The organism is Photobacterium sanctipauli (genome assembly GCF_003026495.1).
Lineage (GTDB): Bacteria > Pseudomonadota > Gammaproteobacteria > Enterobacterales > Vibrionaceae > Photobacterium > Photobacterium sanctipauli.
In genome coordinates this window covers 173315-197991 of record NZ_PYMA01000009.1, presented here as the reverse complement: position 1 = coordinate 197991, position 24677 = coordinate 173315, and the positions used below count along the sequence as shown (strand labels likewise).

Genomic DNA, 24677 nt, shown 5'->3' with positions numbered 1-24677 from the left:
AACACTTAACATCGGGCTATAGCAGCTGGATGGCACGCTTGGTTTAGAGTGATACCTTGGGGTGATCTGGGTGAGCGGCAGTAAATAGACAGAGGAAGTAATGGCAGGCAATACAATTGGACAACTATTTCGTGTAACCACTTTCGGTGAAAGTCATGGTTTGGCACTAGGGTGTATTATTGACGGTTGTCCTCCGGGGCTGGAGCTAACTGAAGCGGATATGCAGCATGATCTTGATCGCCGCCGTCCGGGTACATCCAAGTACACAACGCAGCGTCGTGAACCTGACGAAGTGAAAATTTTGTCTGGTGTGTTTGAAGGCCAGACAACGGGTACCTCGATTGGTCTATTGATCGAAAATACCGATCAGCGCTCGAAAGATTACTCAAACATTAAAGATCTGTTCCGCCCGGGGCATGCCGATTACACCTACCACCAGAAGTACGGTACGCGTGACTACCGTGGTGGTGGCCGTTCGTCTGCGCGTGAAACCGCAATGCGTGTGGCAGCTGGCGCGGTGGCGAAGAAGTACCTTAAGCAAGTGCATGGTATTGAAGTGCGTGCCTACCTGTCGCAAATGGGTGATGTGAAAATTGATAAGGTCGACTGGGATCAGGTTGAGCAAAATGCATTCTTCTGCCCGGACGTCGATAAGGTTGACGCTTTTGATGAGCTGATCCGTAAGCTGAAAAAAGAAGGCGACTCCATTGGTGCCAAGCTGACGGTTGTGGCGAACAATGTGCCTGTTGGCCTTGGCGAGCCTGTATTCGACCGCTTGGATGCAGACGTTGCCCATTCGTTAATGAGCATTAATGCGGTGAAAGGCGTTGAAATCGGTGACGGCTTCGATGTGGTTGAGCAGCGCGGCAGCGAGCACCGTGATGAGCTGACGGTTGATGGCTTTAAGTCCAATCATGCTGGCGGGATCCTAGGCGGTATTTCGTCGGGCCAGGATATTGTCGCCCATATTGCCCTGAAACCAACGTCAAGTATTACTGTGCCGGGTGAGACCATTACCCGTCAAGGCGAGAGTGCCGAAGTGATCACCAAAGGTCGTCATGATCCATGTGTGGGCATCCGTGCGGTGCCAATTGCCGAAGCGATGCTGGCTATTACCTTGATGGATCACCTGTTGCGCCACCGTGGCCAGAATGCCGACGTGGTGACTGAAACACCTAAAATCTAGCACCTAAAATCTAGCACCTAAAATCTAGCACTTAGAATCTAGCACCTCAAAGTTAGTACCTAGAATTTAGGCCATGTCCTTCTAGGCAATACAGAAAAAAGAAAGCGAGAGCCCAAAGTGCTCTCGCTTTTTCGTTAGTTCCAGTTCCGTTCCGTTAACAAACCAGCATTGGACGCCAAGCCGTAGAGACAGGACTCATGCTGATTGGCATAACTTCTTTTTACGCTTTAGGCTCCAGCTTTTCTTCCGCTTGTTCGACTTCATCGAAGCGGAACACCGGTAGGCTCCAGCCAAACTGCACCGCCGCGACGCGGATAGAAAAGCCAACCACCAAGGTGCTGACGGTGGCAATTAGCTCAGGCACGGCAAAGTGCATCAGCGCGTAGTACATACCGCCAGCCATGAATGCCACTGATGCATACAGCTCTTTGTGCAGTACCAGTGGTGGGCGACGACAGATCATATCGCGCAGCAGGCCGCCAAAAACGCCGGTAACAACCGCTGCCACAATGCAGATCAGCGGTGAAAGCCCCATGTCCATTGCCACGCGGCAACCAATGACGCTGAATACAATTAATCCAAGCGAGTCGAGCAGCACGAAAACTTTGTGAAAACGGACGACTTGCGGGGCAATCCAGGTTGTCAGTATGCCTGCAAAGCAGGTGATGGCCAGGTACTGGGGATTTGCCACCCAACCCAGCGGGTAGTGGCCCAGCAAGACATCACGCACCGTGCCGCCACCAATGGCTGTTGCGCTGGCAACCAGCATTACCCCAAACCAATCCATATGGTGTTTACCCGCAGCCAGTGCGCCTGTCATCGCTTCGGCTGTAATACCAATAATATAAAGTGTTGTTAATAGCATTAGCTTGCCACATGAATAAGAGTGAATATCAATAGGCAGTGATTCTATTCAGCTGATAAATCAACGTCTAATGAAATATTTACAGCTATAGATTAATTAAATTCATGTATGAGGGTTTTAAAAGTGTGATTTTGTACGGTTTTTGGTGTGGTTGATGGCGGGGGGAGATAAAGAAAAGGAGTGCCGAAGCACTCCTTTGACAGGGGGAGACGTTGTGGCTTAGAAGCGGTAGTTAGCCTGAATACCAGCTAGCCAAACATTGCCAGTAGTTTCGCCTTCGAAGCTGATCAAGTCTACTTCATCAGTACCAAGGCTTTCTTCCATCGAAGCGTCTTTTGCGAAGATGTAAGTGAAGCCAGCATCAAAGCTGAGGTTTTCAGACCACTGGTAACCGGCACCCAAGCTTAGCCATAGGCGATCGGTTTCCGGGATAGTCTGGGTACGGTGTTCATCGTTAACTGCAGAAGTGTCGTAGGCAACACCGGTACGCAGTGCTAGTTTATTGCTGTACTGGTAGGTTGCACCCAGTGCGATACGGTAGTTGTCTTCCCAGTTTTCTTCTTTGATGAGATCTGGCTGTGAGCCTAGCGACGGAATGCTTGCTTCAAGCTTGTCGAAGCTGCTCCAGTCCGTCCAGTTGAAGCTTGCGTGCATGGCAAACTTGTCGGTTAGCTGGTGGAAACTGGCAAGCTCAGCTGTTGCTGGCAGGGTTAGCGCCATGCTGCCAGGTAGTTTTTGGCCAGTAGCAACACCTTGCATACCGGTGTAAGCAATGCCTGATGCTTCACCTTTTAGTTTTAGGTCGACTGCAGAACGGTAGTTGGCACCGATACGGTGGTTCTCATTGATCTGCCATGCTGCACCCAGTTGCCAACCCCAAGCGTTGTCGTCACCTTCCATGTATTTCAGGTCTTGGCCTTTAAGCAGGTCAACCGCCGGGTCAATAGGGGGAAGGTTTGTTGGGATTGAGGCGCCAAAGTGGCCTTCGCCCATAACGTAACGTACACCAGCTCCAATGCTGAATTGGTCGTTAATCTTGTATGCCACATTAGGGTTGATTTCAACCGACATGATGTTGGCTTGGTTACCAAATACAGTACCCAAGAAATCACCACCAAGCTCGGTTTCCATGCCGTAGTTAGTTGCTAGTGCAAGGCCTACAGCCCATTGCTCATTGATACGATGAGAAAGGTAGAAGTTAGGGATCACTGCTGAGTGGGCGATATCATTGGCTTGCGTTGGGATAGAGCCTTCCACGAGGTCGCTACCAAGGTTACCTTTCACATCAATGTTTGGATCAACATAAATGGCACCTAGCGAGATTTGTGTACCCTCAAGGTATGTCATCATGGCTGGGTTACGGAATTGGGCGCTGGCGTTATCTGCCATTGCGGCTTCACCGGCGAAGGCGCGGCCTAGGCCAGTTGCAGAGTATTCTGCTAGTTGGAAGCCGGCTGCCATGGTACTGGCACTCATACCAAGTGTTAACGCTGCTGTTAAAGCTAATGTGATTTTATTATGTTTCATCAGTCTAATATGTTCGCTGAAATTGAATACTGCGAATCATACGCTTTAGAGTAAAAGCTTTAACTTGATATTAAGTTAAGTTGTACTTTTGAAGTTATAATCTGACTTTGTTTTATTTTTTAGTTTTATATCTGGTATATATAAAGCAAATTAATCTGGTCGGATCTGTTTTTAGCGTACATATGTACTGATATCGGCAGGTTTCAGCGACGGTGTGTGCGCTGAATTTGAGAGAATAAAATTTCAGTTGGTGAATAAAATCTATAAAAAATAATCAATTAGATCAGAAAACAAAAAGGGAGCCTAAGGCTCCCTTTAAAAATACTAGCTTAGCTCGTTCGCTGAATTAGAACGAACGGCTGTACTGGATACCGTATAGCCATGCATCAGCACGAGTTGTCGCAGAGATTATACCTTCTTCTACTTCAATATCTTCACCCACTAGGTAAGTCACACCGACATCGATGTTAGACTTGCTGTCTAGGTGGTAAGTGAAACCGCCCGAGAACCACTGACGGTCTGAGTCTGGTACTGAAATTGACGTAACTTTATCTTGTGCGCTGGTGTCATACATGTAACCCGCACGTAGCGTCCAGTCGTTGTTTAGGTAGTAAGTACCACCCAATGCGTAGTGCCAACCGTCTTGCCACTCGTAGTTGTTCAGTACATCACCACCAGTCGTTTCTAGGTTTGCAAATGAACTCCAGCCGATCCACTGCACACTATAGTGAACTGCAAACTGCTGGTGTACGCGGTGGTAACCAGAGAACTCAGCCATGTCAGGCAGGGCGATTTTCAGTTTGTCGCCACTGATATTCGGGTTGCCAGTGGTTGATTGTGAATAGTACATATCGCCATCAACTTCTAGCTCTGGGCTGTAGCGGTAAGATAGGCCAAAGCGGTGGTTTTCGTTTAGCTCGTATACAGTACCCACATTGAAACCAAAGCCAACACCGTCTGCATCTACGTTTAGAAGATCTGGGTTACTTGGATCATTGCCAGCGTTTAAGCCACGGCCACGCTGGAGCTTACCGCTACCATAGATGATATCTAGACCAGCACCCACACTCCACTGCTGGTTGATACGGTATGAGCCACTTAGACCGAAGTTAACACTTTTAACATCAGTAAGGCCACCGTATACGTCAGGTGTTAGACCACCAACGCCTGGAATAAAATCAGGAAGGGCTTGATCTTGTCCATAGCCACTATCAAATTCGGTTTTAGTACCAAAGTTTGAGTAGATCGAAGCACCTACTGTGAATTTATCGTTAATTGGGTGGATATAGTAGATGTTTGGCACGTAGCTCACACCACCCACAGATGCGTCATCAACATCATTAACAAATGGACCAGCGCCAAACTCTGTGTTTTTCACATTGATGTCAGTATCAACAGCATTGATACCCAGAGAAAGTGCCGGACGGTCAAATAGCGACATTGCAGCTGGGTTACGAGCCATTGCTGATGCGTTATCAGCAATAACTGCATCACCGGCAAACGCACGGCCAAGGCCAGTCGCTGATTGTGCATTAAGTTGGAAACCCGCAGCTACTGCTTGCTGCGACGCCATGGTGACTGCGAACGCAATCACAGATTTTGTAAACAGACGCTTCTTGTTCATATTTATTGTTATTCCTAATTATTTACCGCTTTTATATCTGCTATTTCCTGCAGAGCGCGCAAGATTGTATGGGGCGTTACTGTTCTAACAAATCAGACCAGTAGAGCCCCTTTTGATTGTTACTACTTGGTTAACAATCTCGTAGGCAGTCTATCGAATTTGGTAAGTAATTTGAGGGATCTATTTCTAAATATGCAACAGGGGTAACATTTTATTTTGTAGGATTCTTTTGCAGAATAATAAACCCCGCAATCATAACTTTTGTTTATGGTTGCGGGGTTTTGGGGTTGGTATTATGTATAAATGTTAAATTTCCCAGTTAAGGTCGGCTTCGAGGCTTTTGGCGATAGGGGTGACATCTTGACCATTTTCGCCAACCACAATCAAACTGGCATCCTTAATTGGCATCACCACACCTTGCATACTATCGTCACCAAAAGGTGTCATTTGTGGCGAATTTTCAGGAACAATAAAGACCGTGACTTTACCTTGGTCTGTACCCATCACCATGTGAAGGGCGTTTTTATTGCCAAACCCACAGTGGTTAATGTAATACACATGCCCAGGTAGCCCAGTAAGTTTTGGCCCGAAAGGTGTTAACTTGGCGTTAACTTGTCTCAGTGATACCGATTCATTGATCCCTTCAATAAAAGGCGCTTCGTGGTAAATGTGCTCCAATGCCGTTTGGGCTAATTCAGCCTGATAATCGGTATGCTGTGTAGTGCCAACAATGTTATTAAATTGACCAGTGAACACCCCAAAGGCGAAGGCAACGGATGCAGCCAGCGCAAGGTGCACTCGCGTTTTGTTCGGCTTTTTGGCGGTCTGCCCAGACTGGTGGAACAAGATCCGATCAGCGAGATCATCGGGCACATCAACTTTCAGTGCTTGCTCCAGCTTACTATCGAGTTGCAGCAACTCATCACTGAGCTTGCGATTGGTAACAGAAGCGTTACGCGCAGCAATCATCTCTTGGCTGTTATCATTGGGATCGGCCAAGAGGCGACGGCGAAATTCTAAATCATCCATTCTGGTGCCCCCTCCGCTCGGATTGTTTCTCTATTTGCTCTTTTAACTGGTTTCTGGCGCGGAATAAGCGTGTCATTACCGTATTTCGGTTCAGGTCGAGGATCTCGGCGATTTCATCACCGCTAAACCCGGCCATCACCTGTAGTACTAATGGCTCACGGTATTCAGGTTCAAGTTGCATGATCTGCTTGCGTAACATTTGCTGCTCGACATCCATATCGGCCCCTTGGTGCTGGGTGTCTGCGATGGCATAGTCATCAATATCGACCAGATCAAGCTGCTTTCGTTCAAAACGCCGTGCATTTTCCCTGCGCAATATAGTAATAAGCCATGATTTGGCTGCTTTGTCATCCTGAAGGCTATCGAGCGAACGCCATGCACGCAAACAGGTTTCCTGTACCAGGTCTTCCGCAATATGGGGATCATGGCACAACCAGTAAGCGTAACGGTAGAGGTCCCGATGCCAAGCCCGAACAAGGGCTTCATATCGTCTTTGCTTATTCATATTTACAGAGACCGAGGCATCCGGCTTTTTCTTTCGAAAAAATTGCTTAATCATAAATTTGCCTATCAATTGAGAGAACAATGCCTGTTTGTTGGCGTTTTTATGCAATGTTCTGACGATTCATCCAATAATCAGCACTAAAATTGATCTGGTTCAAATTGTGTCTTGGTGAGAAAGTTATAGTAGTCCCCGTCATCTGATACTAAGTGTTGGTTGAGGTTCCGAGGATTAGGAACATTAACCTAGGCTTATTATCTGTTGAGCAAGATGACAACTTCCTTTTGAAGGCTGACTTTACTTTCTCCTATCAGGCTTGCCTGATTTGCAATTGGCTTTATGTTAATTGACTTATACTCTTACATGGATTGCTTTCCGTGTAGATTACAACCATACCTTTAGGTATGGTTTTTTTTTATCTTAGCACTCCCATTCGACTTTTTTCTTTCCTGATCAAAATTTTATCTAAATTGCTTGTTGAACCAAGCTGATAGCTGCCCTGTTGCCCCCAAGCGGTATCGCCCTTTCTATTCTTTATACGTATCACGCCTCTCAAATTTTAAACAATTGTTTGATATTGATAACAACTGCATTACAATTGTTGTGGTCAGACCTCTAATGCACATCAGGGAAGTGCTTGCTAGACGGCATCAATTGCCCTTGTGCCCGACAAACAATAATTAAGGAGTTGCGATGTCACGTCTCCAGAATCTCACTACACGTCAAGGTGAGCGCATCGCCGTTGTAAGTGGATTACGTACCCCGTTTGCCCGTCAAGCAACAGCGTTTGATGGCGTACCCGCCCTAGATATGGGGAAAATGGTGGTTAATCAAATGCTTCAGCAGGTTGATATTGACCCTGCATTGATTGATCAAGTGGTGTTTGGCCAAGTGGTACAAATGCCTGAAGCGCCGAATATTGCCCGTGAAATTGTATTGGGTACCGGCATGGATATCGGTACCGATGCATACAGTGTGACCCGTGCCTGTGCCACCAGTTTCCAGGCGGCAGCCAATGTGGCCGAGAGTATCATTTCCGGTACGGTGGATATTGGTATCGCCGGCGGGGCAGACTCTTCATCGGTGCTGCCGATTGGGGTTTCAAAGCGATTGGCGGCGACTTTGCTCGCATTGAGCAAAGCCAAAACCATGAGTAAGCGTTTAAAACTGATCAGTAAGCTAGGCGTGAAAGATTTGATGCCTGTGCCGCCAGCGGTGGCAGAGTACTCGACAGGTCTGAGCATGGGACAAACTGCCGAGCAGATGGCCAAATCCCATGGTATTACCCGCGAAGAGCAAGATGCATTGGCACACCGTTCCCACACCCTTGCCGCGCAAGCTTGGCGTGATGGCTTGATCCAAGATGAAGTGATCACGGCCTTCCCCGAGCCCTACCGCCAGTGGATCGATAAAGATAACAATATCCGTGAAGATTCCAGCTTGGCATCGTATGCCAAGTTGCGCCCAGCCTTTGACCGCAAGTTTGGCTCGGTAACGGCGGCGAATGCCACCCCGCTCACCGATGGTGCTGCTGCAATCATGCTGATGCGCGAAGGGCGGGCGAAAGAGCTTGGCCTCAAGCCGCTGGGTTACATTCGCTCTTATGCCTTCTCGGCGATTGGCGTCGAGCACGACATGTTGATGGGGCCGTCTTATGCCACTCCAATCGCTCTTGATCGTGCCGGGCTGAAATTATCCGATTTAACCTTGATTGATATGCATGAAGCATTTGCCGCACAAGCCTTGTCGAACGTGAAGATGTTCGGTTCCAAGCAGTTCGCCCAAGAGAAGCTAGGGCGCAGCGAGGCGATTGGTGAAATCGATATGGACAAATTTAATGTGCTTGGTGGCTCGATTGCTTACGGTCACCCATTTGCCGCAACTGGCGCAAGGATGATCACCCAAACCCTGAGAGAGCTTCAGCGACGCGGTGGTGGCTTGGCGTTGAATACGGCCTGTGCCGCTGGTGGTTTAGGTGCAGCAATGATCTTGGAGGCTGAATAATGACCCAACAACAATCTGCATTTTCGCTCTCATACGCCGACAATGGTATTGCCTGGCTCAAGATCGATGTGCCTGACGAGAAGATGAACACTCTCCAATCGGTATTTGCTGAGCAGGTCAGCGCCGTATTGGAAGAGCTAAAAGCGAAATCCGACATCAAAGGCATGGTGGTACATTCCGGTAAGCCGGATAATTTCATTGCCGGTGCGGATATTCGCATGTTGGCAGCCTGTAACACCGCAGAAGAAGCGTGTGATTTGGCCACGCAAGGTCAGCAATTATTTGCTGAGCTAGAGAACCTGCCTTTCCACGTGGTTGCCGCTATCCATGGCCCATGTTTGGGCGGCGGTATGGAGTTGGCACTGGCTTGTCATAGCCGAGTTTGTTCGGATGATGACAAAACCCGTCTTGGTTTGCCGGAAGTCCAGCTAGGTTTGTTGCCTGGCTCGGGTGGTACCCAGCGTCTACCTCGTCTGATCGGCGTTGCCAATGCATTGGACATGATCCTGACGGGTAAGCAGCTGCGAGCCAAGAAAGCCAAGAAATTGGGTGTGGTTGATGAGTCAGTACCACTGAGCATTTTGCTCGATGTTGCCGAGCAGCTGGCGCTCAAGCCTAAGCCAAAACGCCGCCTGTCACTGCAAGATAGGGCGATGGGGGGCAACGCCCTAGGCCGCTCTTTGGTCTTTGATCAGGCCGCCAGCAAGACCCGCGAGAAAACCCGTGGCAATTACCCGGCAACCGAAGCCATCTTGGAAGTGATCAAGTACGGTTTGCAGGAGGGGATGACCAAGGGGTTGGCGCGTGAAGCCAAGCTATTCGGTGATTTGGTTATGTCGCCGGAGTCTGCCGCATTGCGCAGCATTTTCTTTGCAACTACAGCAATGAAAAAAGAAAATGGCGCCGATACCGAGCCTAGGAAGATCAGCCAAGTAGGTGTGCTGGGCGGCGGTTTGATGGGCGGCGGTATTAGCCATGTCACAGCGACCAAGGGCTACCCGGTCAGAATTAAAGACATTGCCAACGACGGTATTCTCAATGCAATGTCCTACAACTATAAGTTGTTGGATAAAAAGCGTAAGCGCCGGATCATCAGCAAGGCACAGCTGCAAAAGCAGATGATGTCGATTGTTGGCGGTACTGACTATACCGGTTTCGATCGCTTGGATGTGGTGATTGAAGCGGTGTTTGAAGATCTCAAGCTGAAGCACCAGATGGTGAAAGAGGTAGAGGAGCACGGCAACCCTGACACTATTTTTGCCACCAATACCTCTTCGTTACCGATCCATCAAATAGCCGAATCGGCACAGCGTCCAGAAAATGTGGTGGGTTTGCACTACTTCAGCCCGGTTGAAAAAATGCCATTGGTTGAAGTTATCCCGCACCAAGGTACCTCTGATGAGACGGTTGCCACCGTGGTTGCCCTAGCCAAGAAACAGGGTAAGACACCGATTGTGGTGGGTGACAGCGCCGGTTTCTATGTCAACCGTATCCTGGCGCCATATATGAATGAAGCGGCCAATGTATTGCTAAGCGGCGAGCCGATTGAGCACCTTGATAATGCTCTGCTTGATTTTGGCTTCCCGGTTGGGCCTATCACCTTGCTTGATGAAGTCGGCGTCGATATCGGTGCCAAGATCATGCCTATCTTGGTGGCGGAACTTGGCGAGCGTTTCCAGGGGCCGGATGTGTTCGACACCTTGCTCAGCGATGGTCGTAAGGGCCGCAAGAGTGGCAAGGGCTTCTACTTGTATAACAGCAAGAAAAAAGCCGTTGATAAGTCGGTCTATAAACTGCTGAACCTGAAACCTGAGCGCAAAGAAGAAGGTTCGGCACTGGCAATGCGTTGTACGTTGATGATGCTAAACGAAGCGGCACGTTGTTTGGATGAAGGCGTGGTGCGCTCGGCAAGGGATGGCGATATCGGTGCGATCTTCGGTATCGGTTTCCCGCCATTCCTTGGCGGCCCGTTCCGTTATATGGACCAGCTGGGCGTAGCCAAAGTGGTTGAACTGCTCAATAGCCATGCCGATAAATACGGCGAGCGTTTCAAACCATGCGAGAAGCTGGTTGCGATGGCGAATGAGGGCCAGTCTTTCTACTCTGAGAGCTAATTACTAAGAGAAATCGTTAAGATGACAAAGCCTGCTTGATATATACAAGCAGGCTTTTTTTCGTTTCCTTTACCAGCAGTGAAGGGCTTGATGACATTTTAGGGGGAAGGGCAACAGGCCCTAGTAAGCGCCTTTTTGGAATTCATCAATTGAACCGATAGGCTCGCCAATAATCAGAGGCTCAAGGTTGCTGTGTGCTTGGCCTTGGGCATGCATGACAATACGGTTAGAGGTGCGCGGCTTAATAATGTCGACAATAAAGCGCACCATGTCGACCCGATCCAACCCGGACAAGGCTTCGATGACTTTTTGGCGCTGGTTGAACTCGGCATCCTTGTTGCCGATGCTCACCCAGAAGCGCTGGGCGCGCGCGCGCAGGTTGGTGTCCGGCTCGGAAATCTGGGCGATAAGCCCCTGCTTACTCGCCTGCCACTGAGCTTCGTTAAGCTCTAGCAGAACAAGGGCAAAGGCATTGGTGAACTCGTCTATCGCTTCGAGTAGCTGGGTAGGGCCCGCGACCGGTGACTGGATATACAAGATTAACCCCGGGTGGCGGTTCAGTGGCAGGTTTGCCGTTCCGACCATATAGCCCAACTGCTGGCGGGTGCGCAGCTCGTGGAAGAACGTAGTCGACATCAAATGGTTGGCAAGGGTGTATATCGCAATCTTACGCGGGGTGGTTTCCCGCGATTGGTAATACATCAAGATAGCCGAATCGGCGTGCTGGCATTGGATCTCGTGGGTGAGCGTCCCCGATTGCTTCAGGCGAACCAATGGTCGTTGCGACTCCCCGTAAAGTTGGTCGGTTACTCGGAAAGCATCTTTTAAGGTCTCAGCGATCGCGAGCGCATCTTCCTTGCGCCAGTTGCCGTAAATAAAGGTATCAATATGCAGCTCGGCAAAAATCGCCTCGACAAACGCCGGTAGTTCATCCACTTCGATAGATTCCAGGGCTTCAATCAGTACTGGATAGGGGGGGTTGTTTGGCTGCAATACACCCGTTAATTGGTTAAACAGCTGCGAGATCGGCTTGTCTTGCGCGGCATTGCGCCAGTTGCGCAGCATCTGTGCCTTGATGTTATTGAAGCGATCTTGATTAAAGGTACGGTTGGCGAAATGCTCGAGTAACAATTTCAGCAACAGCGGCTGTTTCTCGCTAAAGCCGGATAGCTGCAGGGTGACGCCGCCTTGGTGGGCATACAGGTTGTATGACATCCCGGCGATCTCGGCCGGGTAGGCCGCTTCGTTGGTGGCTTCCAATAGCATCTCAACGCATAGGCGGGTTTTGACGATATTACGCGGCGAGCTGACAGCGTGCGGGCTGTCTATGGCCACGTACATGATCCCCTTCGGTACCCTAAATTCATGCTCTTGCTTGAACCATAAACGAAACCCCGGTAAGTCTTGGATCAACTGTGGCGGTAGCTCGGCCCCTTCACTCAATGGGTGTGGGTCCAGGTGTTCGCACAAATACGGGTTTGGTTCTGGCAGGGCAAGCTCACTGGAAATGGCAGGATCACGCCAGCGGGCAATTTGCTCGGCTGAAAAATCCGCTACACGATAAGGGGTGTTATACCACTGGGCGGTACGGTCATACTCTTGGCCTTGGGCGACCAACACCAGACGCATGTTATCCGGTGACAGCTGGGCCAGGAACTGTTCAATCAAGGCTTCATCGTAGCCAGCCATCATATAGTCGCCATAAACGATATCGTCTGGCGCATAATGCATCAAGTTCATCACCAAGTAGCTGGCGGTATCAAGCGGCCGGCTTTTTTCCTGATAGCGGAATGCCATTTCCAGTACCGATTTCTTCTCCTGGTAGCGCCATTCGTTGAGCCCTTGTTGCTTGATCAGGGCGATGTACTGGAACACGATTTCAACGATGTCGTCGATATGTGCCAAGCCTTTCGGTGTTAGGCTCAGGCCGATGGTAAATTCCCGGAAGTTACTGCCGTTAACGCCGCCGCCGGCAGCAAGGGTGTTGATATAGCCTTCTTTTTTAAGCAGAGACATCAGGCTACCGCTGCCTTCGTTGCCGAGCAGGTGGGCAATGTAGGATAGCGGCTTCTCGCGGTAGTACTGCTCGACCGATGGCAGGGTGAACGACAGGGTGAGCTTGCGCACTTCCTTGATCGGATCGATAGTGATGAACTTGGCTTTTTCGTTATCGGTCACCAGTGGTACTGGGATAGTGGGCTTAGCCATGCCCGAATTGGGGATGTGCTGGAAGAAGGTGGTGGCGTAGGCTTCCAGCTCGTCCAGTGATTGTGGGCCAAGCAGTACCAATGCCATTAAATTGGCCGAGTAGTGGGTTTGGTAGAACTCAATCAGCTCATCGCGCACCGACTTGTCGTGGCGGTCTTCCAATGTGGTGAGATCACCGACCGAGAACTTGGAGAACGGGTGGTGTTGGTTAACCGTTTCCTTGTGAACCTGATAAAGGCGGCGAACGTCATCTTTGATTTTCAGCTTGTATTCCGAATCTACCGCGTTGCGCTCTTTGTCGACGGCTTCCTCGTTGAATAGCGGGGCGGTAAAAAACTGGCCGAAGCGGTCGAGCCCTTCACTGAAAGCGTGTGGGCTGACTTCGAAGAAATAGGTCGTGTTTTCCGTCCCTGTCCAGGCATTGTTGCTACCGCCGCTTTGGTTGATAAAGGTCTGGAATTCGCCCACGCGAGGATACTTTTCTGTGCCAAGGAACAGCATATGCTCAAGGAAGTGTGCCATACCCTGGCGATCGAGCGGATCATCAAAGTGGCCAACATTCACTGTCAGTGCGGCAGCAGAGCGTGGTGCATCAGCATCATGTACCAGCAGTACTTTTAGCTCGTTTGAAAGCGTTATGTATTGATACTGCTTAGGGTCATTGGGACTTGTATGCACGGGAAGAGCCTATTTTCAAAGGAAATTAGACTAATTATGACGCTCATTATTAAGGCTGGCAAATAATACACTTTGTTGTTGCAGCAAGAAAAAGTGAGATCCTACCGGGGTCACGGAACCGAGAGAGAGTCGTTTTTATGGCTGTTTTCGGGCCAGCTAACTTGTTAGCATGGCAAATAAGCCAGCTAGAGAGCTGAACAGCAGAAAGTGAAGTTGATCAATTTCAGCGTGCCGACAGTAAAAATAGATAGCGCACCTGTGATTTTACGACGGTAGTAATTGGAAGAATTATGCGAATTTATATCATGCGTCACGGTGAGGCTCATAACTTTGCTCCGAGTGATGCAGAACGCCCGCTAACCCCACGAGGTGAGGCTTTATCATCCCAGATGGCTGTGCAGCTCGCGTCGCAGCTTGGTAGTGATCTGGACATGGTATGGGTCAGCCCTTACTTGCGTGCGCAGCAGACATGGCAGTCAATGGCCGGGCACTTACCAGAGCCAAAGCGGTTGATGACACTCGATGATATAACGCCCTACGGCGATGCCGACAGTGTCGCTGCTTACATCAAGGCTGTGGTGTCGCTAGAGCGCCCTGAAACCTTGCTGGTGGTGTCGCACCTGCCGTTGGTTGGTTACCTTACGGCAGAATTGGTTGCAGGCCTTCAGCCACCGATGTTTATCACCTCGTCGATTGCGGCGATTGAGTACGATCCTGACACGGAAGCCAGTGAGCTGCTGTGGCAGGCAAACCCCGAAGGCTAGCGCCTTTGGCGTGGAACTGAAAAAGGGCGATGAAAAAAGCTCAGGTTTCTCGTGTGCTGGTCGATACCCTAATTAGGTATTGTTGTTGACGATTATTCAAAAGATATGGCGATGAAAGGAAAATTATCACTGCTTATGGGAGCCGCGTTGTTGGCTGGGTGTGTGCAGGCACCAATGGCACCAAGTATCAATGCTAATGGCGCGATTAAGTGGGCCAACGGTATCAGTGAGGAAATGCACATTTCGGCATCGGGTAGTACGTTGACCTTTGCCTCGCCGCAAAACTTCCTAAGCCCGGCAGGCATTACTATCTTTTCTCGCATCGACAGTGCCCGTAACGGTAACTGCGAGCACTACTACAGCGAGCAGGCCGTCAAAACCCGCATGCAAATTTGCGATAGCGGCGAGGTGACCCTCATTGTCGAAGGCCAGGTGATCAATGTGGGCGCGTTGGCTCGCTACGTATACTAAGCTGAATTGGCTTAATGAATACAGCAAGGGCAGGAACATGCGTTCCTGCCCTTCGTTTTTTTGTACTCACAATAGTGATTGGTACTCTCGCACGCTAAATAGTGTTTTGCGAGGCGCGCTCTTCTAGCGCTCAGGAATATCGAGTAAGACCAGCAGCGCACCATCGCCACCAAATTCAAGCGGTGCCTGGTGGAATGCCATCACATCAGGGTGCTGGGCCAGCCACATCGGGGCTTTCTGCTTGAGGATGTGTTTACCAATGCCGTGCATCACACAGCAACAGGCCACGCTTTCTTTGATACAGGCGGCAATCATGGCTGCAAGCTCACGCTTGGCTTCCTGCTGGGTCATACCGTGCATGTCGAGATACATGTCGGGCACATAGACACCGCGGCGCAATTTTTTTACTTCATACTTAGACACGCCGGTACGGGCATACTGGGTCGGGCCGTTTTCATTAAGGTGAGGTTCGAACTCATCTGAGAAGTAAAACTCATGATTTTGGGTCTCTTTTGCCGAGACTTTAGGCTTATCGGCTTTTGGGCTCTGTCGGCGTGGCGTGATTATGGTATCATTCGATATCTTTTTTACGCCCTTAACCGCATCCTGAAAGAGTGCTAGGTCATCTTCCAGGGTAAGATCTTTTTTACTCATAGTGAAATTCCAACAACTCTATAGCGGTATTGTAGCGCCATTCGGAGGCTATTTTGGATAAGATTTTTGTCGACGAAGCTGTCAACGAACTTCATACATTGCAGGACATGCTACGCTGGACGGTCAGCCGTTTCAATGCAGCGGGTCTTTTTTACGGCCACGGCACTGATAATGCATGGGATGAAGCAGTCCAGCTTGTACTGCCAACCCTGTACTTGCCATTGGATATTCCATCGGAAGTTCGCCACTCGCGCCTAACAAGCAGCGAGCGCCTGCGCATTGTTGAGCGTGTTATTCGTCGTATCAACGAGCGCACGCCAGTGGCCTACCTAACCAACAAGGCATGGTTCTGCGGCATGGAGTTCTTTGTTGATGAGCGCGTACTTGTGCCGCGTTCGCCGATTGGCGAGCTCATCGAAAACAACTTCGAACCTTTCTTTGCCGAGCGCCCAACGCGCATTATGGATCTGTGTACCGGCTCGGGTTGTATCGGTATTGCTTGTGCCCACGCCTTCCCAGAAGCGGAAGTGGATGTTGTCGATATCTCGACGGATGCATTGGCGGTGGCCGAGCAGAACATCCAAGACCACGGCCTTGAGCAGCAGGTGATCCCGCTTCGCTCTGATTTGCTGCGCGACGTGCCAAAAGATCAATACGACCTGATTGTCACCAACCCGCCGTACGTTGACCAAGAAGACATGGACAGCCTGCCGGACGAGTTCCGCCATGAGCCAGAACTTGGCCTTGCCGCGGGTACCGACGGTCTGAAACTGGTTCGCCGTATCCTTGCCAATGCGCCTGACTACTTGAAAGAGAACGGTGTATTGATTTGTGAAGTGGGCAACTCAATGATCCACATGGAAGAGCAGTACCCGCATATTCCGTTTACTTGGATTGAGTTCGACAACGGCGGCCACGGCGTGTTTATGATGACCCGCGAGCAGCTGGTTGAGTGCCAAGAAGAGTTCGCGCTATACCGCGACTAATCTGTCATTGTGAATAATAAAAAACCGAAGCCCTGAAAAGTGCTTCGGTTTTTTTATGGGCGGTAGAGACGATTAAGCCTGCCCAGCGCTTTGCTTGCTGGTTAGCTCCGCCATAATGGCTTCCTTGTTGCCCTGGTAATCATCAAGGCCAGCCTTGCGAAGATCGCAAGAAGGGCAGTCGCCACAGCCATCACCGATAATGCCGTTGTAGCAGGTTAGGGTTTTCTCGCGAACGAAATCCAGCTTGCTGTACTGATCAGCCAGCGCCCAGGTTTCCGCTTTGTTTAGCCACATAAGCGGAGTCTCGATATTCAACGGGCGATCCATTCCCAGCACCAGCGATTGGTTCAGTGATTTCACAAACTCGTCGCGGCAGTCTGGATAACCGGAAAAGTCGGTTTCACATACACCGGTGATCACGGCTTCGGCTCCGATCTGGTAAGCATAAATCCCGGCTAGGGTTAGGAACAAGATGTTGCGGCCCGGTACAAACGAGTTCGGTAGGCCGTTGGCCTGCAGCTCGTGGGAAACTTCAATGTTGTCGCGAGTCAGTGAGCTAATCGCCAGTTCATTGAGCAGGCCGACATCCATGACCTTGTGGGCCGCGACGTTCAGCTCTTTGCAAATGGATTCGGCCACTTCGATTTCAAGTTTATGGCGCTGGCCATAATCAAAGGTAATGCAGTGAACTTCATCATAATTTGCCATGGCTTGGATCAGGCAGGTGGTGGAGTCTTGGCCGCCACTAAAAACAACTACGGCTTTGCGCATGTATTTGTATCCTATGTTGTATTCGTACCGAAAAACAGTCGGTAGGGAACTACCCGCTAAGCAGCACCATGTTAGTGCTAGCCTTATCGCTGTTCGCAATCAAGGGTAGACCAACAGCAGGTTCTCTATTGGCAACACAATGCTACCGCAGTGCAGGTTAAGAGGGAAGGTGCCTGCAAGACTTGAGTGGGTTTTGCGCTTTAAATAAAAAAGCCGCAGCGAGATGCTGCGGCTAGCTTAAAGGTGGTGGGTAAGATGCGAATCAATCGCTAGGTTTAGCTATTAGCCCAATGTCCCCGTTTGCTCAAAGTGGGTTAACTGTTCAAGATAGCCGGAGATATCGCCGATATTCTCTTTCACCCATTCGGCATTGAAGTAGGTATCGAGGTAGCGTTCGCCGCTATCGCAGAGCAGGGTAACAATCGAGCCTTTTTCACCACGGGCTTTCATTTCACAAGCCAGTTGCAGCACACCATAAAGGTTGGTGCCGGTAGAAGCGCCGGCTTTGCGGCCCAGCAGTTTTTCCAACCAGTGAACAGTGGCGATACTGGCGGCGTCCGGAATGGTGCGCATTTGATCAATCACATCGGGAATGAAACTTGGCTCTACGCGCGGGCGGCCAATGCCTTCGATACGGCTACCACATTCTCCGGTTAGCGATAGATCGCGGGTTTTGTAATAGTCGTGGAAAACGGAGTTTTCAGGATCCACCACACATAGTTTGGTTGGGTGCATCTGGTAGCGGATATAACGGCCAATTGTTGCGGATGTGCCGCCAGTACCCGGGCTCATCACAATCCAGCTTGGGATTGGGTGCGCTTCAAGCTCCATCTGCTCGAAAATACTGTTGGCGATATTGTTGTTGCCGCGCCAGTCGGTTGCACGCTCGGCGAAGGTAAATTGATCCATGTAATGGCCGTTTAGCTCTTTGGCAAGGCGGCGCGATTCGTCATAGATAGCGGCAGGGCTGTCGACGAAGTGGGCGCGGCCACCATAGAACTCAATTTGCTCAATCTTCTTCTGCGCGGTTTTTCTTGGCACGACAGCGATAAACGGCAAGCCGAGCAAGCGGGCGAAGTAGGCTTCTGATACCGCGGTGCTGCCCGACGATGACTCGATGATTGTCGTGTCTTCACCAATCCAGCCGTTACACAGGGCATAGAGGAATAGCGAGCGTGCCAGGCGGTGCTTCAAGCTACCGGTTGGGTGGGTGCTTTCGTCTTTAAGGTAGATATCAATTCCGTCAAGGGCCGGGATATCGAGCTTGATTAAATGGGTGTCCGCAGAGCGCTGGAAGTCGGCTTCAATTTTGCGGATGGCATTGTTAATCCATTGTGGGTCGTGGCTCATGGTGGCTCCTTTTCGGCGTTGGCGTTAATCGCGGGCTGACTGTTTTTATCGTTAGCATCTTTATGTTATGACAATAATGTAAACGCCAACGTAGAAAAAATCTTTACCTTATTTGCTCTATCATCCATATTGTGGAGAAATTTTTACTCTTGGGTGGTTTTAATGGGTAATGGCATTGCGGGTTTGGACAAAACAGATAGAACACTTTTACGTATGTTGCAGCAAGATGGCACCTTGGCGCTGGCTGAGCTGGCCGAAGCGGTCAACTTGACCACGACGCCGTGCTGGAAGCGACTCAAGCGACTGGAAGAGAGCGGGGTATTGCGCCAGCGGGTTGCCTTGCTGGATCCGGTCAAGCTCGGCCTGGCATTTACCGCGTTTGTGCAAATTAAAACCAGCAATCATTCCAAGGAGTGGTACCACTGCTTTGTCGAGACGGTGTCCGACTTCCCCGAGGTCATGGAGTTCTACCGCATGGCGGGTGAGTATGACTACATGATGAAGGTGCAGGTCGCCGACATGGCTGCTTTCGATAAGTTTTACAAGAAACTGGTCAACAGTATCGAGGGCTTAACCAATGTGACCTCCACTTTCGCCATGGAGCCTTTGAAGTACACGACGGCGTTGCCAGTATAAAGCGTTTTAATGCCGTGGTTTTAATCATAACTATTCTGAATAGTGTAGTGTCGCTCGCAAAGTATTAGTTATTCATCGCCTTTTTAGGCTATCGGCTTTTTTCGTATTGATCGCGTTGCTTATTGTTTTTCATAATGAAAAGAATCATATATACCTTGAAGTAGCTTGGGTATAAGCAGTGCGAGGGAGGAGCGATGCAAATATTTTGGCAATTAAGGTGGTACTTTCGCCAACAGTGGCGGCGTTATGCGGGCGCCATCTTTATTCTGATCCTCGTTTCCCTTTTTGAGTTGCTGCCGCCCCGCGCCATTGGTTGGATAGTCGATGGTGTGGTCAGTGGCGAGATTGATTCGGGCACTATGCTATTGTGGCTGGGTGGTTTGGCAGCACTTTGGGGTGTTGTTTACGTGCTGCGGATCATCTGGCGGATTTGGCTGTTTGGCGCCGCTGCCGAACTTGGCTCGGTGTTGAGAAACCGCTTGTATAAACACTTTTCCTCCCACCCGCCTATCTTCTTCGAGCGTTATAAAACCGGTGATTTAATGGCGCGCTCGACCAATGATGTCAATGCCGTGGTCATGACGGCGGGCGAGGGGGTGCTAACGGCTGCCGATTCGTTGATCACGGGGTTGGCCGTGCTGTTCATTATGACCACGATGCTGAGCTGGGAGCTGACCATCTTGGCACTGCTGCCTATGCCGTTGATGGCCATTGCGGTGTTTTTCCTTGGCCGCCAACTTCATACCCGCTTTTCCGCCTCGCAAGCGGCCTTCTCTGATCTCACTGATAAAACCCAAGAGAGCCTGAACGGTGTCAGGATGGTACGTGCATTCGGTTTGGAGCAGCGCCAGCAGGCGGATTTTGCCGATGTCGTTGATAAGGTGGGTGAAAAGAACCTCGCGGTCGAAAGGGTCGATGCCAAGTTCGATCCGGTGATCCAAATTGCGATAGGAATGTCATTTTTCCTCAGTATTGCCGGTGGGGCGTACATGGTGCATCAGGGGCGCTTGACCTTGGGGGATCTCACCGCCTTTACCCTTTACCAAGGTTTGATGATCTGGCCGATGCTAGCGATGGCATGGCTGTTCAATATCCTCGAGCGTGGCTCGGCGGCTTGGAAAAGGCTGGAGGTGATTTTTGGGGTGATGCCCGATATTGTCAGCGGCGAGCAATCAATGCCGCAAGACAATCAGCCGCTGGAGGTGGCCATTGATCGGTTTCACTGGCAGGCGCAAAGCCAGCCAGCACTTCAGGATGTCATTTTCACCCTAAGCGCAGGACAAATGTTGGGCATTGCCGGGCCAATCGGCAGCGGGAAGTCTACCTTGCTGGCACTGCTGCTTCGCCAGCAAGAGCTTGAGCAGGGCAGTATCCGCTATGGCAATGTGACAATACGCCAAGCTGACTTGGAGCAGTGGCGTAGCCGGTTTGCGGTGGTCAGCCAAAGCCCGTTTCTGTTCTCGCGCTCCATTGCCGACAATATTGCATTGGGGCGGCCGGCTGCCACCTTGGCGCAGGTGCGTGCTGCGGCGAAAGCGGCTTGTATCGACAGCGATATCATGCAGTTTCCTGAAGGCTACCAAACCTTAGTCGGGGAAAAGGGGATCACCCTTTCTGGCGGGCAGAAGCAACGCATCGCTATTGCCCGGGCGCTATTGCTGGAGGCTGAAATTTTAGTGCTGGATGATGCCTTGTCTGCGGTTGACGGTAAAACCGAGCATCAAATTTTGCAAAACTTGAAACGTTCAAACCTCCACGATCCAGCTCGCCAGCATCAACGGCAAACCGTGATTGTGATTGCCCATCGCCTAACAGCATTGGAAGACGCCGATAATATCTTGGTGCTGCAACAGGGCAAGGTGGCTGAACACGGCGACCATGCCGGACTGTTGGAGCAAGATAAATGGTATGCCGAGATGTACCGTTACCAGAAACTTGAACAGGCCATCGAGGGGGAATAATGGAAGAGCAGACAACAAATATTTCGGACTCGAAAGCGGCGGAACAAAAAGTATCAACCCCGAACAACTCGGCCCTAAACGTCTCGACCTTGAAGCGCCTGCTCAGCTATGCCTTGGCGGATAAGAAAAAGTTGTCGCTGGCAATTGGGTTATTGCTGGTGGCATCGGTGGCGGATGTTTCCGGTCCTTGGTTGATCCAGCGATTTATCGATAACAATATCGCTGCCAATCGTTACCCAGCGGAAGATGTTGCCCTGTTGGCTGTGGCGTATATCGGCTTGATGATAGCGGCGGCCTGGTTTCGTTATTTACAGTCGCTGCGGTTCAATGAAATTGCGGTGGGGGTGGTACAAACGGTTCGCAAGCAACTCTTTGGCCGGATCATGAACCAGCCATTGTCAGCGTTCGACTATATGCCGACCGGCAAGCTGATTTCGCGGGTGACCAACGATACCGAGTCAATCAAGGATTTCTATGTCTACGTGATTGGCACGGTATTAAAGAATGTCACTTTGATCGTCGTGATGCTGGTGGTGATGAGTATTATCAGTTGGCGCTTGACCATGGTGGTGTTGGTCTTGCTGCCGATTGTGATTGCCGTCATGGTGTTGTACCAACGCCGGAGTGCGGAAGCCTATCGGCGGATCCGGGATTTACTGGCCGATATTAATGCGTCGATGAGTGAGTCGATCCAAGGCATGAGCCTGATCCAGTTGATGCGACAGGAGAAGGCGTTCTATCAGCAGTTTTCGTCCCTGACCAATGACCACCTTGGCGCACAAATTAATGTGACCAAGCTAAATGGCATTTTACTGCGCCCGCTGATTGATTTCCTGTCCGGGGTGGCCTTGCTCTCTTTGGTCGCCTTGTTTGGTGTCAGTGGTGTTGAGCTGATTGGGGTGGGGGTACTGTATGCCTTTGTCAGCTACCTTGGCCGTGTGACCGAGCCCTTAATTGAGTTGACCCAGCAGCTGTCGCTGTTGCAGCAGGCATTGGTTGCCAGTGAGCGGATTTTTGGCTTTATCGATGCAGAGCAGCAAGCCTATGGTGACGATCAGCGCTTGATGCAATCTGGCAAGCTGGAGTGCCGCGGTATTCGCTTTAGCTACGATGGTAAGCAAAATGTGCTCGACGGTATTGATGTCTCTGTTCCCCATTGTGGCTTTCTGGCCTTGGTGGGTCATACGGGGAGCGGCAAGAGTACACTGGCATCGTTGTTGATGGGCTTCTATCCGGTGGGCGAGGGAGAGATCTATTTGGATGGTCGGCGGTTACCGTCATTGGCACACCCTGTTTTACGCGAGGGGATCGCCATGGTGCAGCAAGACCCGCATATCCTCGCGGCGAGTGTACGGGACAATATTACCTTGGGGCGGCTTGCTGATAGCGGCGTTGGTCAGATAATTACGGACGATGATATTTGGCTGGCACTGGAAAAGGTCGGCCTGGCTGGTCAAATACGTCAGTATGAACAGGGGCTTGATACCGAGCTGGGTAGCGGGGGTGTCAGCCTCTCTGCCGGCCAGAAGCAACTGCTGGCTTTGGCGAGGGTATTTGTCGCCAAGCCGAAAATACTGATCTTGGATGAAGCGACAGCCAATATTGATTCGGGTACCGAACAGCATATTCAGCGTGCGTTGGCCACCTTGCGCCGGGACATGAGTATTGTGGTGATAGCCCACCGTTTGTCGACGATAGTCGATGCTGACGAAATTATTGTGTTGAGCCATGGTGAGATTTTGGAGCGGGGCAAGCATGGGCAGCTGCTTTTGCAACAAGGGCATTATTGGCAAATGTACCAGTTGCAACAGGCTGGCGAGCACCTTCACCAGCTGGAGTCAGAGGTTTCAGGCTAGACGTGAACAAGGCAGCGAGGCTGCCTTGTTTTTTATATGAGTGGCGTTTGCGGCGGCTATTTTTGCTTAGGCGAAGTATGGCGCATTAAGCCTTCTTGTACCGCAGAGGCAACAAGCTCGCCTTTTTGGTTGTAGATTTCACCCCGGACAAATCCTCGCGCGCCGCTGGCTGACGGGCTATCGATAGCATAGAGCAGCCACTCGTCCATCCTAAACGGTCGGTGGTACCACATTGAATGGTCGATAGTGGCCACTTTCATGTTGGGTGACAGCAAGCTCACCCCATGCGGTTGAAGCGCGGTGACCAAGAATCCCCAATCAGAGGCATAGGCGAGCACGTATTGGTGGATGCGCGGGTCGTCGGGCATCTCGCCGTTGGCCTTGATCCAGAGATACTGCTTGGCTTCCATGGCTTGTGGCTTTAACGGGTTCACAATGTTCACCGGGCGCACTTCAATCGGGCGCTCGCGACCGAAGGTTTCGACGGCAATCTTTGGTAGCCCGTGGGCAATGGTTTGGATCAACTCTTGCTCTGATTTGAGCGTATCCGGGCTCGGAGCCTGGGGCATCATTGACTGGTGGCTGAAGCCGTCTTCTTCCGCTTGGTAGGACGCCGTTAGGTAAAAAATTGGGCGGCCGTATTGGATTGCCTTCACCCGGCGGGTACTGAAGCTTTTTCCATCCCTAAGGTTCTCGACATCATAGATGATTGGCTTGTGCGGATCGCCAGGACGCAGGAAATAGCTGTGGAAAGAGTGTACCTGTCGCTCTTCGTCGACGGTTTCTTTGGCTGCGGATAAAGATTGGCCGAGCACTTGGCCGCCATAAACTTGGGGTAAGCCTAAATGTTCACTCTGTCCACGAAATAAGCCCTGCTCAAGTTGTTCTAAATGTAGCAGAGTGAGAAGTTCATTCAGTTCTTTGCTCATTGGAGCTCCATAAATAATGTTATCATTACGGAAATAAATGTCGTGCTGGTGGTGATTATTTGTTCGTTAATGTTCTGATAATCATTCAGTTTGCCATTTAGTTCAAGTACAACTCATGCTGTATACACGGAGATAATAAATGAAACGGGTTTTACTACTGATTTCGGCGCTGTTTATTGCGCTTGTGGTATCAGCATGTACCAACCTAGTATCAGAGGACACCAGCTTGGAGCAGGTAACAGGCACCGTCACTTACCGCGAGCGTATTGCGCTGCCGGATAATGCCCGTATTACCGTTACCTTGTCTGATGTGTCGAAAATGGATGCCCCAGCAGAGTTGATCAGTAGCCAAGCATTTTTGGCTGATGGCAATCAGGTGCCATTTAACTTTCAGCTTAACTTCTTGCGCGATGACATTGAGCCGAACATGACCTACGCGGTGAGCGCCCGTATTGAAGTGGATGGCAAATTGGTATTCATTACAGATACTGCCAACCATGTGATCACCGACGCCAATGCAACCATGCAAAAGAACCTCGTTTTGGTGAAAGTAAACTAAGTT

At 50.5% G+C, this 24677-nt stretch carries 20 protein-coding genes; 10 read left to right on the top strand and 10 right to left on the bottom strand.

Going from position 1 to position 24677, the window contains the following annotated elements:
• Positions 1–100 precede the first annotated feature (100 nt).
• Positions 101–1186 carry a chorismate synthase gene (gene aroC, locus C9I98_RS15330; protein WP_036823103.1) on the top strand — a complete coding sequence of 362 codons (1086 nt, stop codon included), beginning with the start codon at positions 101–103 and terminating at the stop codon, positions 1184–1186.
• 220 nt (positions 1187–1406) lie between these two features.
• Here aroC and C9I98_RS15325 read toward each other — a convergent pair whose 3' ends face one another.
• The 5 genes from C9I98_RS15325 to C9I98_RS15305 all read right to left on the bottom strand — a co-directional run bounded on the left by C9I98_RS15325 (position 1407) and on the right by C9I98_RS15305 (position 6790).
• The gene (locus C9I98_RS15325; RefSeq protein ID WP_107272172.1) at positions 1407–2051 is read right to left on the bottom strand and encodes a trimeric intracellular cation channel family protein; all 645 of its coding nucleotides are present in this window, start codon (positions 2049–2051) and stop codon (positions 1407–1409) included.
• Between the two features lie 219 nt (positions 2052–2270).
• Complete coding sequence (locus C9I98_RS15320; RefSeq protein ID WP_107272171.1) at positions 2271–3578, bottom strand: outer membrane protein transport protein; 1308 nt, start codon at positions 3576–3578, stop codon at positions 2271–2273.
• Positions 3579–3924: 346 nt separating this feature from the next.
• Complete coding sequence (locus C9I98_RS15315; protein ID WP_036818978.1) at positions 3925–5202, bottom strand: outer membrane protein transport protein; 1278 nt, start codon at positions 5200–5202, stop codon at positions 3925–3927.
• Between the two features lie 306 nt (positions 5203–5508).
• On the bottom strand, positions 5509–6231 hold the full coding sequence (locus tag C9I98_RS15310; RefSeq protein WP_036818980.1) for a DUF3379 domain-containing protein: 723 nt from the start codon (positions 6229–6231) through the stop codon (positions 5509–5511).
• Positions 6224–6790, bottom strand: coding sequence for a sigma-70 family RNA polymerase sigma factor (locus tag C9I98_RS15305; RefSeq protein ID WP_036818982.1), 567 nt, complete (start codon positions 6788–6790; stop codon positions 6224–6226). The genes C9I98_RS15310 and C9I98_RS15305 overlap by 8 nt, the downstream gene beginning before the upstream one ends.
• A gap of 636 nt (positions 6791–7426) precedes the next feature.
• Between C9I98_RS15305 and fadI the strand changes: the two genes are divergently transcribed.
• Positions 7427–8737 carry an acetyl-CoA C-acyltransferase FadI gene (gene fadI, locus C9I98_RS15300; RefSeq protein ID WP_036818985.1) on the top strand — a complete coding sequence of 437 codons (1311 nt, stop codon included), beginning with the start codon at positions 7427–7429 and terminating at the stop codon, positions 8735–8737.
• Positions 8737–10851: a fatty acid oxidation complex subunit alpha FadJ gene (fadJ, locus tag C9I98_RS15295; protein ID WP_036818987.1), complete on the top strand. Its 2115-nt coding sequence runs from the start codon at positions 8737–8739 to the stop codon at positions 10849–10851. The genes fadI and fadJ overlap by 1 nt, the downstream gene beginning before the upstream one ends.
• Positions 10852–10971: 120 nt before the next feature.
• Here fadJ and C9I98_RS15290 read toward each other — a convergent pair whose 3' ends face one another.
• Positions 10972–13737 (bottom strand): insulinase family protein, encoded by a 2766-nt coding sequence (locus tag C9I98_RS15290; protein WP_107272170.1) that lies wholly within the window; start codon positions 13735–13737, stop codon positions 10972–10974.
• 290 nt (positions 13738–14027) lie between these two features.
• Between C9I98_RS15290 and sixA the strand changes: the two genes are divergently transcribed.
• Entirely contained in the window at positions 14028–14501 is a 474-nt protein-coding gene (gene sixA / locus C9I98_RS15285; protein ID WP_036825585.1) for a phosphohistidine phosphatase SixA, read from the top strand.
• Between the two features lie 111 nt (positions 14502–14612).
• Positions 14613–14972, top strand: a complete 360-nt coding sequence (locus C9I98_RS15280) for a hypothetical protein (RefSeq protein ID WP_081879007.1) — start codon at positions 14613–14615, stop codon at positions 14970–14972.
• A 123-nt stretch (positions 14973–15095) separates the two neighbouring features.
• Here the strand turns inward: C9I98_RS15280 and smrB are convergent, their stop codons facing one another.
• Positions 15096–15626 (bottom strand): endonuclease SmrB, encoded by a 531-nt coding sequence (gene smrB, locus C9I98_RS15275; protein WP_036825587.1) that lies wholly within the window; start codon positions 15624–15626, stop codon positions 15096–15098.
• A 53-nt stretch (positions 15627–15679) separates the two neighbouring features.
• On the opposite strand from smrB, the gene prmB reads away from it, so the two are divergent.
• Positions 15680–16612: a 50S ribosomal protein L3 N(5)-glutamine methyltransferase gene (gene prmB / locus C9I98_RS15270; protein WP_036825590.1), complete on the top strand. Its 933-nt coding sequence runs from the start codon at positions 15680–15682 to the stop codon at positions 16610–16612.
• A gap of 72 nt (positions 16613–16684) precedes the next feature.
• On the opposite strand, the gene queC is transcribed toward prmB, so the two are convergent.
• Both queC and C9I98_RS15260 read right to left on the bottom strand, forming a co-directional pair.
• Positions 16685–17383 carry a 7-cyano-7-deazaguanine synthase QueC gene (gene queC / locus C9I98_RS15265; protein ID WP_036825594.1) on the bottom strand — a complete coding sequence of 233 codons (699 nt, stop codon included), beginning with the start codon at positions 17381–17383 and terminating at the stop codon, positions 16685–16687.
• 282 nt (positions 17384–17665) lie between these two features.
• Positions 17666–18733, bottom strand: a complete 1068-nt coding sequence (locus C9I98_RS15260; protein WP_036828271.1) for a PLP-dependent cysteine synthase family protein — start codon at positions 18731–18733, stop codon at positions 17666–17668.
• Between the two features lie 162 nt (positions 18734–18895).
• On the opposite strand from C9I98_RS15260, the gene C9I98_RS15255 reads away from it, so the two are divergent.
• From C9I98_RS15255 to C9I98_RS15245, 3 genes are all read left to right on the top strand, one after another.
• On the top strand, positions 18896–19369 hold the full coding sequence (locus tag C9I98_RS15255; protein WP_036828273.1) for an Lrp/AsnC family transcriptional regulator: 474 nt from the start codon (positions 18896–18898) through the stop codon (positions 19367–19369).
• 194 nt (positions 19370–19563) lie between these two features.
• A complete protein-coding gene (locus tag C9I98_RS15250) occupies positions 19564–21330 on the top strand; it encodes an ABC transporter transmembrane domain-containing protein (protein ID WP_107272169.1) in 1767 nt (588 codons plus the stop codon).
• Entirely contained in the window at positions 21330–23186 is a 1857-nt protein-coding gene (locus C9I98_RS15245; protein WP_107272168.1) for a SmdB family multidrug efflux ABC transporter permease/ATP-binding protein, read from the top strand. Before C9I98_RS15250 ends, C9I98_RS15245 begins: the two co-directional genes overlap by 1 nt.
• A 56-nt stretch (positions 23187–23242) precedes the next feature.
• Here C9I98_RS15245 and tesB read toward each other — a convergent pair whose 3' ends face one another.
• Positions 23243–24115: an acyl-CoA thioesterase II gene (gene tesB, locus C9I98_RS15240; RefSeq protein ID WP_036818507.1), complete on the bottom strand. Its 873-nt coding sequence runs from the start codon at positions 24113–24115 to the stop codon at positions 23243–23245.
• A gap of 139 nt (positions 24116–24254) precedes the next feature.
• On the opposite strand from tesB, the gene C9I98_RS15235 reads away from it, so the two are divergent.
• Complete coding sequence (locus C9I98_RS15235; RefSeq protein WP_036818505.1) at positions 24255–24674, top strand: YbaY family lipoprotein; 420 nt, start codon at positions 24255–24257, stop codon at positions 24672–24674.
• The last annotated feature ends 3 nt before the right edge of the window (positions 24675–24677 follow it).